At 40.1% G+C, this 12,030-nt stretch carries 9 protein-coding genes and 1 tRNA gene; 5 read left to right on the top strand and 5 right to left on the bottom strand.

Features of this window, described 5'->3' with window-relative positions; all coding sequences use genetic code 11:
- Positions 1 to 47: 47 nt before the first annotated feature.
- A tRNA-Met gene (locus tag B3C94_RS07885) sits at positions 48 to 120 on the bottom strand.
- A 115-nt stretch (positions 121 to 235) separates the two neighbouring features.
- Here B3C94_RS07885 and era point away from each other — a divergent pair.
- On the top strand, positions 236 to 1,114 hold the full coding sequence (gene era, locus B3C94_RS07880; RefSeq protein ID WP_293901579.1) for a GTPase Era: 879 nt from the start codon (positions 236 to 238) through the stop codon (positions 1,112 to 1,114).
- A 74-nt stretch (positions 1,115 to 1,188) separates the two neighbouring features.
- On the opposite strand, the gene uvrC is transcribed toward era, so the two are convergent.
- From uvrC to B3C94_RS07860, 4 genes are all read right to left on the bottom strand, one after another.
- The gene (gene uvrC / locus B3C94_RS07875) at positions 1,189 to 2,988 is read right to left on the bottom strand and encodes an excinuclease ABC subunit UvrC (RefSeq protein ID WP_293901576.1); all 1,800 of its coding nucleotides are present in this window, start codon (positions 2,986 to 2,988) and stop codon (positions 1,189 to 1,191) included.
- Between the two features lie 93 nt (positions 2,989 to 3,081).
- Entirely contained in the window at positions 3,082 to 5,352 is a 2,271-nt protein-coding gene (locus tag B3C94_RS07870) for a transglycosylase domain-containing protein (protein WP_293901573.1), read from the bottom strand.
- A gap of 241 nt (positions 5,353 to 5,593) precedes the next feature.
- The gene (gene ispF, locus B3C94_RS07865) at positions 5,594 to 6,073 is read right to left on the bottom strand and encodes a 2-C-methyl-D-erythritol 2,4-cyclodiphosphate synthase (protein WP_293901570.1); all 480 of its coding nucleotides are present in this window, start codon (positions 6,071 to 6,073) and stop codon (positions 5,594 to 5,596) included.
- 368 nt (positions 6,074 to 6,441) lie between these two features.
- Complete coding sequence (locus B3C94_RS07860; RefSeq protein WP_070570107.1) at positions 6,442 to 7,260, bottom strand: glycogen/starch synthase; 819 nt, start codon at positions 7,258 to 7,260, stop codon at positions 6,442 to 6,444.
- 148 nt (positions 7,261 to 7,408) lie between these two features.
- On the opposite strand from B3C94_RS07860, the gene panC reads away from it, so the two are divergent.
- From panC to B3C94_RS07840, 4 genes are all read left to right on the top strand, one after another.
- Positions 7,409 to 8,269, top strand: coding sequence for a pantoate--beta-alanine ligase (panC, locus tag B3C94_RS07855; protein WP_293901566.1), 861 nt, complete (start codon positions 7,409 to 7,411; stop codon positions 8,267 to 8,269).
- A 44-nt stretch (positions 8,270 to 8,313) separates the two neighbouring features.
- On the top strand, positions 8,314 to 8,664 hold the full coding sequence (panD, locus tag B3C94_RS07850; RefSeq protein ID WP_070570112.1) for an aspartate 1-decarboxylase: 351 nt from the start codon (positions 8,314 to 8,316) through the stop codon (positions 8,662 to 8,664).
- A 296-nt stretch (positions 8,665 to 8,960) separates the two neighbouring features.
- Positions 8,961 to 9,323, top strand: coding sequence for a hypothetical protein (locus B3C94_RS07845; protein WP_293901561.1), 363 nt, complete (start codon positions 8,961 to 8,963; stop codon positions 9,321 to 9,323).
- Between the two features lie 368 nt (positions 9,324 to 9,691).
- Positions 9,692 to 12,028, top strand: coding sequence for a TonB-dependent receptor (locus B3C94_RS07840; RefSeq protein WP_293901558.1), 2,337 nt, complete (start codon positions 9,692 to 9,694; stop codon positions 12,026 to 12,028).
- Positions 12,029 to 12,030: the final 2 nt, after the last annotated feature.

Genomic DNA, 12,030 nt, shown 5'->3' with positions numbered 1-12,030 from the left:
TAAATTTCTTAAAAAGAACCGATCATTGCAACCGGCTCTTCCTTTAGTAGCGGGGACCAGACTCGAACTAGTGACCTTCGGGTTATGAGCCCGACGAGCTACCAACTGCTCCACCCCGCAATATATTTTTGAACAAAATTGCTTTTTTCTTTTGAAAAAACAAGATTATGATCCTTCCGAATTGGAGTACAAAGATATATTTTGTTTCTTTGTAATCCTAATAAAATTTAGAAAAATGTCACATAAAGCAGGATTCGTAAGTATCATCGGAAAGCCAAATGCTGGTAAGTCCACCCTAATGAACGCTTTAGTGGGTGAAAAAATGTCTATCATTACACCCAAAGCGCAAACGACAAGACACCGCATTATCGGTATTGTAAACGATGAAGACCATCAAATTGTGTTTTCGGACACCCCTGGTGTTATCAAACCAAACTATTCTTTGCAAGAATCAATGATGAATTTTGTCCAAGGATCGTTGATCGATGCAGACATTATTTTATTTGTGACAGATATCCACGAAAAATACGATGAGAACGATGTCCTGGAGAAATTGCGTAAAACAAATTCCCCTGTTGCTGTGCTCATCAACAAAATTGATAAATCTTCGGAAGAAGAGGTTAAAGCGAAGATTGAATTCTGGCAGGAAAAATTAAATCCTGATACTATTTTTGCCATTTCAGCAAAATTAAATCATAATGTCGCCGCTGTGATGCAATACATTAAGGACAAACTGCCAATTCACGAAGCTTATTATGAAAAAGATGAATTAACGGATAAATCCATGCGCTTCTTCGTCTCTGAAATGATTCGTGAAAAAGTATTCAAACTATACGATAAAGAGATCCCCTACAGTACAGAAGTAATCGTTACATCTTACAAAGAAGAAGCAAATATTACACGTATTGCTGCCGAAATTATTGTTGAGCGCGATTCTCAAAAAAATATTATCATTGGAAAAGCAGGAGCGATGATCAAAAAAGTCGGCACCTATGCGCGTCAGGATATTGAAGAGTTTATCGATGGGAAGGTATTTCTCGAACTTTTCGTGAAGGTAATCCCCGACTGGAGAAGTAAAAAGAACTACCTTAAACGTTTCGGTTATGACGATTAATTTGCATTGAAAAGTTCGTACGGGGATCTTTTTGTATCGACCCCTGCTGCACGAACCTCTCTTCATTTAAATTTTTACTTTGCAAAATATTCACGAAGTGCTTTAATCTGTTTCAGATTAAGCACTTTTTTTAGCTCTTCATCTGAGGCTTCTTTCACTCTTTTCACCGATTTAAATTCAGTTAATACTTTCTCAACAGTTGTTTTACCTATGCCCGGAACATTTTCCAGCTCTGAAACGAAGGTTTTCCTACTTCTTTGATTACGGTGGAAAGTGATTCCGAAGCGATGGGCCTCATCCCGAAGATGTTGAATAACCTTTAAGGTTTCAGATTTTTTATCTAAGTAAAGCGGATATTGATCCCCTGGATAGAAAAGCTCCTCCAGTCTTTTAGCAATACCGATGACAGTTACCTTCCGCTCGATACCCAATAAGCGAAGACTCTTCAGAGCCGCACCCAATTGCCCTTTTCCACCGTCAATAATGATCAATTGTGGCAAAGGCTGATCTTCATCCAATAATCGTCTATAGCGTCTAAAAACAGCTTCCTCCATCGTGGCAAAATCGTTGGGTCCTTCCACTGTTTTCACATTAAAGTGGCGGTAATCTTTCTTCGAAGGTTTTGCGTCCTTAAATACAACAATAGCCGATACGGGATAATTTCCCTGAATATTCGAGTTATCGAAACATTCAATATGCTGTGGGAGCACATTCATGCGAAGATCTTTCTGCATTTGCTTTAAGATGCGCTCGGTCCGGATATCGGGATTAAGCTTTTCATATTGCAACAACCTCTCTTTTCTGAAAAATGCCACATTCTTTTGGGAAAGCTCCAGCAATTTTTTCTTTTCGCCCAACTTTGGAATCGTAAATCGAATCCGTTCGTTCTCTTCAATATCCAATTCAAAAGGCACGATAATTTCTCGTGAAAGGCTTTTGAATCGCTCCCGGATCTCTGGTATCGCCAAGGACAGAAGCTCCTGTTCACTCTCATCCAAACGCCTTTTCATTTCGAGAGTTTGTGTTTGAATAATAACACCGTTCATGACCTTCAGGTAATTAACAAAAGCGTAACCGTCATCTGAAGCAATGCTAAACACATCCACATTTGTAATGGATGAGTTTACAACTGTAGACTTGCTCTGGTAATTGTCCAGCTTATCCAACTTCGCCTTCATTAACTGCGCTCTTTCAAAATCCAAAGCTGCTGCTGCGGTACCAATGCTCTCCTTTAAACGATTGGTCACCACAGCTATTTTTCCGTTCAGAATATCTTTGATATCACTTAGGTTCTGATCGTAGTCTTCTTCGGACTGATACCCTTCACAGGGCCCCTTACAATTTCCAATTTGATATTCAAGACAGATCTTAAACTTCCCTTTCCGTATATTTTCCTGTGTGAGAGCCAAATTGCAGGTACGGAGGGGAAACAATTCACGGATCAGATCCAATACAATATGCATCATCCCCACCGAAGGATAGGGACCATAATAGCGGGAACCATCCTTGATATATTGTCTGGTCCAAAAAACCCGCGGAAAAGGTTCATTCTTGATGACAATCCATGGATAGGTTTTATCGTCCTTTAACAGAACATTATATTTGGGTTTGTGTTTCTTGATTAATGAATTCTCAAGCAACCAAGCATCAATCTCTGTATCAACTATAGTAAAAGATATACGATTGATCTTCCGAACCAAAACACGGGTTTTGCCATTCAGCTGATTTTCATTAACGAAATACGAACCGACCCGATTACGCAGATCCTTCGCTTTACCGATATAAATCAGCTCGCTATTTTTATCAAAATACTGATAGACTCCCGGTCGATGTGGTATCTTTTTTAATTCTTCTCTATAATCAAATACGTCCATTACGTTCCTATATCAAACATTTCCAGCAAAAAGGCCAGACAACAAATCTCGAAAAAATTTATTATCTGGCCCAATGGTATTCGTTAAAATAACTTAGAAACCTAAGCGATCATCTTTTAATTTAGTCGCATCTTTACCGCTTGAATCCGTAGACCCATCTTCGACATCGGAGCCTCCACCGCCCCAATACTGATTACAGTCAATGACACGGGTAAGCCCACCCTGAGGTTGCTCAAAATCACCCTTGGTATACTTCAAATTTGAATCTTTATACACTTTCTGCATGTAGTAAGCGAATACAGGCATAGCTGCCGCTGCCCCCTGCCCGTACTCCATCCTGTCAAAACTGATGCCGCGATCTTCTGCACCAGTCCAAACCCCTGTAACCAGTTCTGGTGTAATACCGATAAACCAGGCATCTGAGTTATCATTGGTTGTACCTGTTTTACCACCAATTGGATTTGTGAGCTTATACATCCATTGAATACGTCTCGCCGTACCTTGTGAGACTACCTTCTTCAACATATCAACAATAATATAAGCAGATTCACTGTTTAGCGCTTTTACGACCTTTGGTGCTTTATCATAGATCGGTGTACCATTTTTATCTTCAATCCGTAAGATCGCTGTTGGCTCAATCCAAGTTCCTTGATTCACAAAGGCCGAATAGGCTCCCACCATATCAAAAACAGATGCTTCATAAGCCCCTAATGAGATCGAAGGATAATTAGGCACATCACTTGTTATACCCATCCGTTTTGTCAATGCAGCTACTTCCGCAGCGCCCACTTCGTGCACCAAATAGGCCGTCGCATAGTTTTGCGAATAGGCCAATGCTTTCGCTAAAGTAATGGGGTTTCCACCTTGTGCATTTCCTCTTGGTGTCCATCCATTATAGGTTTGTTGGTAATTCGGAATACTGTAACATGGTGAATAACCATTGTCAATCGCCACTGCGTACGTAAATGGTTTCGCCGTTGATCCGACTTGACGCGTACCCATTTTCACCTGATCATATTTGAAGTGGTCAAAGTCAATACCTCCTACCCAAGCTTTGATATGTCCGGTCTTCGGTTCCATAGACATCATTGCATTGCGCAACATGAGTTTATTGTACTTAATGGAATCCATTGGCGTCATCATCGTATCTACGCTTCCTTTCCATGTAAAAATGTTCATCGGAACCTTTACATTGAAAGCTTTTTTGATCTCATCTTCATTCAAACCTTCTTCTTTCAAAATACGGTAACGGTCAGAGCGCTTCATTCCACTAATGAGCAACTTCGCTTTATCTCCTTTAAAAGGATCTCTATTTTTCCATTGCGCAGCAAATTTAGATTGCAATTGCTTCATCCACTCTCTTTGCGAATCTTCTGCATACTGCTGCATCGACATATTGATCGTTGTATAGATCTTCAATCCATCGCGGTCAAGATCATAAGGAGTACCATCTGGTTTGGTGATGGACAATTTTGCAAATTCTTTTTTGATTTCATCCTTTAATACCGCTCTAAAATATGGCGCCAAACCTTCACCGTAATTTGCGATCTTAAGTTCTAAACCAAGTGGTTTTTCTTTCGCTTTTGTCGCCTCCTCAGCCGAAATAAAATTAGCGGCGACCATATTGTTCAACACCGTATTACGACGAGTACGTGATTTTTCGGGATACCGCACTGGAGAATATGCCCCCGGGCCTTTCAACATACCCACCAAAAGAGCCGCTTGATCGGCTGTCAGTTTATCCGGAGTCGTATTGAAATAAGTCCGTGATGCAGATTTGATTCCGTAGGTATTGTAGGCACCAAAGTCCACCGTGTTAAAATACATGGTAATAATCTCATCTTTGGTATAATTTCTTTCCAAGCGAACCGCTGTAATCCATTCCTGAAATTTTTGGATAACACGTTTCAAAAAATTCTTTTGCCGTCCATCTGAAAATAGATTAAGTGCCAACTGTTGTGTAATTGTACTCCCCCCTTGTTTGTTACCTGTCAAAGTGTGAAAAATAACTGTAAATGTACGGGAATAATCGATCCCAGAGTGATCGTAGAAACGTTTATCCTCGGTCGATACCAAGGCTTTGACCAAATAAGGAGACAACTCACTATACTTTACATTGGAACGATTTTGAACATAATAGGTCCCCAATACTTTATGATCCTCCGTAATAACTTCAGAAGCTAAATTGCTTTTTGGATTTTCCAAATCACTGAAGGATGGTAATTTTCCAAATAACCCAAGACGTATACTCAATATAAACAAGAAACCTACCGCGACGATCCCGACGATAATTTTCCAAAAATTGAACGTATACCGCTTAATATCAGCTTCAGTAAGTTGATTTTTTTTTGATACTCGTTTCATCTATTTACTAAATTTCAGACGTAAATATTATTCATTTAAAAGATCGTACTACATAGCCCATGTTTCCATCCACAATTGTGTTTTTGTAAACTTTGATCCTGTATTATTTTGATCTTTACAGACTTCAATTAAGACATTAATGCTCACTCTAACAGATAGTGTGCCAAGAATCCCTGCTTTGGCAAAGGTATTACTAATTGGGCCAAATGCAAGAATTTAAACGTGAAAATATTGAGGCGAACTACGCGCGTTCAATCAAGCAAACCGCATAGGCAACCACCCCTTCCTGACGACCGATAAATCCCATTGTTTCATTGGTTGTTGCTTTGATAGAGATGTCGTCGATATCCAAACCCGTTGCTTCAGCCAGTTTAACTTTCATTTGTGGGATATAGGGTTTTATCTTCGGTGCTTCCAGACACAGCATCGCATCAATATTGCCAAGCGCGTACCCCTTCGCAGCAATCAGCGCCATACATTCTTTTAACAACAATAAACTGCTAATACCTTTCCAGCGCATATCTGTATTCGGGAAGTGGTAGCCAATATCTTCTAAATTGGCGGCGCCTAAAATGGCATCACATATCGCATGGACCAATACATCGGCATCAGAATGCCCAAAAGCCCCAGCATGATGCTCCAATTGCACTCCGCCGACAATAAATGGATGACCTTCTTTCATCTGATGGACATCAAATCCAAATCCTACCTTAATTTTCATTACACGAATTATAGCTATGGTGTTTGTTCATATCCTAGAAACATGCCCAAGCACGCGATTTATATACAATAAAATACGGTCAATGTATGCTATTTGATAAGCTAGCATAGGTACAGATCAAACCTGGTTCATCTTCGCTGAGATCCCCTGGTATGAACATATAAAGACAATGACAGATTACTGCGAAGATAGCAATTCGCAGCTATATTTTACCGCTGCAAAAGGTTTCTAGCTGCCACCGTAACCAAAATCATTGCGTTAACAATTCGCCCAAACGAAAAAAACGCATAAAAAAAGACTATCCTTGAGAATAGCCTTTTTTTATATTATTGTCTATTTGTTTTTCGAAACGCTTCGAAAGAGAAAGCTTAAGCTTCTACTTCTTCGGGCGCAAACTGATCATATACTTCTCCAAAAGCATCGTAGTCCTGATCGCCATTAGGCTCAAAAACCTGAATATCTTTGGATCGAGCAAAATCAACTATTTCCGTGTTGACATTTTCGTCAGCGACAACCACCATATCGGTAAAATGCAAAGCACCTTTATAGATCGCCTCATAACTACCATCACCGTACACCTGCGCATCCGCAGCTTTAAAAGAGCCCTCTGGCGCCATTTCAGCATACTTCGTACCTAATGTACCTTTAAACTCTTCATTGAACAAAGAGTACATCACTTTTGCATCCTTGAATGTTGGGTCGTCTTTATACGTTGTCTTCACGTAAGCAGGTACCAAAGCAGAGAACCATCCATGACAGTGCACTACATCAGGGGACCATCCTAATTTCTTCACAGTTTCCAACGCTCCTTTACAGAAGAACACCGAACGCTCATTATTGTCTGCAAAGAATTCACCATGCTCATCACTAAAAACTTTTTTACGCTGAAAGTAGTCTTCATTATCCAAGAAATACACCTGCATACGGGCCGCAGGTAATGAAGCAACTTTAATAATTAGCGGATTATCATTATTATCCACAACAATGTTCAAGCCTGAAAGACGAATAACCTCATGTAATCTATTTCGACGCTCATTGATATTCCCAAAACGCGGCATTAAGATACGGATCTCAAAACCCTTTTCTTGCATCGCTTGCGGAAGTTGACGTGTAATTTCAGAAATTTTAGTTAATTCGAGGAAAGGCGACATCTCGTGAGTAATAAACAATATCTTCGTTTTTGCCATCTCCAGTTATTTTTATTTATTATTTTCGAACAGTAAAATCGGTCTACAAAGGTACGAAAAAAATACTTACTATGCAATTTACTATTAATCATCGTTTTATATTCCCAAAATAATATGCACCTTTGCCAACAAAAAACTAAATAGCAAAGTGGAAATTTTCAAAACGAAAGCATCTCTCCAAGCATACCTGCAAGAAGCCCGATCAACAGGTCAAAAAATCGCCCTAATCCCTACGATGGGCGCTTTACATGAAGGACATTTATCCTTATTAAATTATGCAAAACCAATCAGTGATATTCGTGTTTGCAGCATTTTTGTTAACCCCACGCAATTTAACGATCCGAAAGATCTCGAAAAATATCCACGGCCCATCGAAAACGACATCAGCTTACTGGAATCCGTCGATTGTGACATCCTATTCTTACCAAGCGTTGATGAGATGTACCCCGATAAAAATGAGGTCTGGCATCTCGATCTTGGTGAGCTGGACCAAATTTGGGAAGGTGAAAAACGCCCCGGGCATTTCCAAGGTGTCACCCAGGTGGTCTATAAATTATTTACATTGGTACAACCGGACATTGCTTGTTTCGGGCAAAAAGATTTTCAGCAGGTCATGGTCATCAAACGCATGATAGCAATGAAAGATCTCCCGATTCAATTGGCAATATGTCCTATTATTAGAGATCAAGATGGCCTGGCACTGAGCTCTAGAAACATGCGCTTAAGCGAAGCTGGAAAAAGAACAGCTCTGGCACTCTCCCGTTCGCTACAATACGTAAAAGATCATATACATGACCCTATCCCGCTAGCAGAAATAAAAAAGGAGGCGCTGAAAATTTTAACAGACACCGATGGACTTAACGTTGAATACTTTGCAATATGTGAAAGTTCTTCTTTAAAAGAAGTCAATCACATCGATTTCAGCAAGCAACATGTCGCACTTGTCACAGCCTGGGTCGAAGGAGTCCGTTTGATTGATAATATGATTCTTAATAATTTGTCAAATTAATCGACAAATCTTTCAAATTCAGTAGAAAGCCCTACCTTTGCGCCATGGTTATAGAAGTAATGAAATCCAAGATTCACCGCGTTAAAGTCACACAAGCGGAATTGAATTATGTGGGTAGTATCACAATAGATGAAGATTTGATGGATGCCGCAAATATCATCGCTAACGAGAAAGTTCAAATCGTAAACAACAATAATGGAGCCCGTCTTGAAACATACGTCATCCCAGGTCAACGTGGTTCAGGTATTATTTGCTTGAATGGCGCCGCTGCCCGCTTGGTCCAAGTGGGCGATATCGTCATCATCATTTCCTACGCAAACATGGACTTTGAGGAAGCCAAACAGTTCAAACCTTCGGTTGTATTTCCAGACGACAACAATCATCTGATTAAATAACATGAAATTATAGTTGACAATCGGACAAAAATTAGCTATCTTATTGTCAACTTATTTTTCTTTCATTCCGACATCTTACTTCCTATTATTTAAACGGTACTACTAAAAATAAGTCCATCAAAGTCCGCCGAAGCCCATTAAAGTCCGTCAAAGTCTGCCTTAACAAGCGCTTATCCTCATCTTAACATATACTCTACCCCTTATCAATTGATATTGCTTATTTTGTGTAGCGCAATGGATATACTTAAAAATAAAATCGTATTTTTGAAGCGTTACCCTAAAAAGTAACATTTTTTATGTACAGAAAAACAACAAAAAACCCACGTCAGTTCATCGCATTTTGCCAATTGGTATTAATGTCGCTGATTATTATTTCGGGTGTTGTTTTTATGCACAAAGAAGTAAAATCAACTGGTGAAATTGTCATGCACACTCACCCCTATGATTTTACAAAAAAAGAGAAGCCACAAGAAACAGATGACCAAATCGAATACCTGAATGTCATCTATCACAATACCTACGTACAGACCGAATTTACCGTCCTTGAACTTCCAGTTCCACGCGAAGTAAAACAGACGCGCTATAATTCCTTTTGTCCGGAAGCGATTACCTCAACCATTGACTATCACCACTTACGTGGTCCCCCCAGCTTAGCATAAAACTAAAATTAGAGATTTCGAGAACCTGTATGCTGGAATAACAGAACTCAACGCAAATAAGCAGGACATACTGCATGCGCCGGGTAACCTTATTCTATTTCTATTGTATGAAATACAGTTATCGGTACACCATCTTTGATGAATTTCTTATTGGCCTCTTTTTCGAGAATTGTCTTTAATCCCAAGGCGACAGCCTTCGTTGGACTCCTTTATCATGGTTTCATTGAAGCCATTGGAATAAACAACCTTGCAGCGAGACAAGTTATTTTCTTGTTTCCTATCAGCGTCCGATACCTTGAACCCTGTCATCACGAGGAATAAACAAATCTATATGAGGCTTGTATTTTTAAAATTTTTATAAAATTACGATGCTAAAGCAATACACTTTATTGGCTACATTACTGGCTAGTACATCCACTATATATGCCCAGTCAAAACTTGAAGGCTACTTATTCAATAAAAATCTTGAGGCGATTCCTTCTGGTAACCTAACTTTAAAAAATAGCAAGCTCGCAACTACATCTGATACCGATGGGCACTTTAAGTTGGCGGCAATAACAACGCAAAAAGTAACTTTAAATATATCCGCAGTAGGTTACCGCTCTATCAGCAGAGTCATCTCTTTAGATACGTTGAAGGCGCCTTTACAAATTCAACTGGAAGAAGACAACCTCAATTTGGATGAGGTTGTTGTTTCGGCTACACGCTATGGCGTAAAGCGCAAGGACGCGCCCGTGGTTGTTAATGTCATAGGTCCAAAATTATTTAATGCGACACAATCTGTCGCCATGTCGGAAACGTTGAATTATCAACCGGGTGTACGTGTAGAAAACAATTGCCAAAATTGTGGTTTTTCACAAGTTCGACTTAATGGTCTCGAAGGCCCCTATTCACAAATACTGATCAACAGTAGGGCGGTATTTTCCGCACTAAATAGCGTATATGGATTGGATCAAATTCCAACGAGTATGATCGATCGTATCGAGGTGGTGCGCAGTGGCGGTTCGGCACTCTTTGGCGCCAATGCGATTGCTGGAACAATCAATATTATTACAAAAGATCCTGTCGAAAACGACTGGCAAGTCAAATCCACCAACTCACTCATTGGTGGCAAAAGCTGGGATAACACAGTTGATTTTAATACTTCCACAGTATCGGAAGACCTCAAAAGAGGAGCCACATTCTACGGTATGCACCGTAATCGGGAAGCTTATGATGCCAATGGTGATGGTTTTTCGGAAATAACCAAACTCCGTAACACCACTTTCGGCACAAAGCTATTTTACAAACCGAGTGATCTTGATAAGATAACTGTTGATTTCAGCACCGTGAATGAGTTCCGTCGCGGTGGCGATCAACTCGACAAGGTGCCGCACCTGACGCAAATCACAGAACAATTGGAGACCAGTTCACTTGTTGGCGGAATCACGTACGATCATTATTCCACAGATTATAAGCAAAAAATATCGCTTTATGGCTCTGTACAGAAAACTGTTCGCGATAGCTATTATGGCGGTCTTGGGGGCGGAACAACACTTGCCGACAGCACATTAGCTGCAAATGCTTATGGCAAAACAAATGATATCGCGCTAGTCACCGGGGGACAATATACTTACAACTTTGACAGAGATGTATTTACTGCCGGAGTGGAGTTTTCATACAACGATACCCAGGATGAAATACCGGGGTATAAACGAACCATTGATCAGCAGAACAAAGGACTAGGTAGTTATGCCCAATACGAATGGAAGCCTTTAAGCAATTTTAAAACGTTAATCGGAGCACGATATGATTATACCTATGTCGACGGCAAATATAGTCTCGCAGGTATAGATCGAAACTCAGATCAGCGCTTTGGTACTTTTAGCCCACGGTTGACCATCTTATACGATATCACAAAAGATCTTCAATTTAGAGGGGGCTATGCTCGCGGCTTCCGCGCACCACAGGCATTTAATGAGGACATGCATGTCACTTCCATTGGCGGAAACCAAGTATTTGTATTGATCGGTGAAAATCTAAAAACAGAATACTCCAATGCGTATACAGGTTCATTTAGTTACAACAAAAATTTTGGAAATGTACAGACAAGTTTGCTCGTGGAGGGATTTTACACGGATCTCAACAATCAATTTGTCAACGTGATGGCATCCGAAAAAGATGGATTGATCATCCAGGAAATGCAAAATGGTGAAGGTGCCCGGGTATATGGCTCCAATATCGAAATCAATATCGCACCGTCTTCCTGGTTTTCGTTTCAAACGGGCGGAACAATCCAGCGCTCACGTTATAAGAAAGATCAACTTATCTATGAGGGGAAAGAAGATGGACAGGATATCCTGACCAAAAAATATGTCCGTACACCCAATATTTATGGCTATATGAATAGCAATCTAAAGGTTACCAAACAATTTGCGATCGATCTGACAGGCGTGTACACGGGAAAAATGATTGTTCCACATATTCAACAGGATGTGATGACGCTCAAAAATGCCAGGGACTTTGTGGAATTAAATCTCCGTTTGGGTTATACCTTCCCAATACATAAGGATTTCAGCGTTGAAATCTTTGGTGGTGTACAAAACATGTTCAATGCTTTCCAGAAGGATTTTGACAAGGGAGCGCTACGTGACTCAGACTATATCTATGGTCCAACGCGCCCCCGTACCTATACGTTTGGCCTTCGTGTTGGTCATTTTCATTAATA

Origin of the sequence: Sphingobacterium sp. UBA5670 (assembly GCF_002420705.1) — a bacterium.
Classification (GTDB): Bacteria; Bacteroidota; Bacteroidia; order Sphingobacteriales; family Sphingobacteriaceae; genus Sphingobacterium.
The sequence above is the reverse complement of the archived record's forward strand: the minus strand, read 5'-3'. Positions and strand labels throughout refer to the sequence as shown.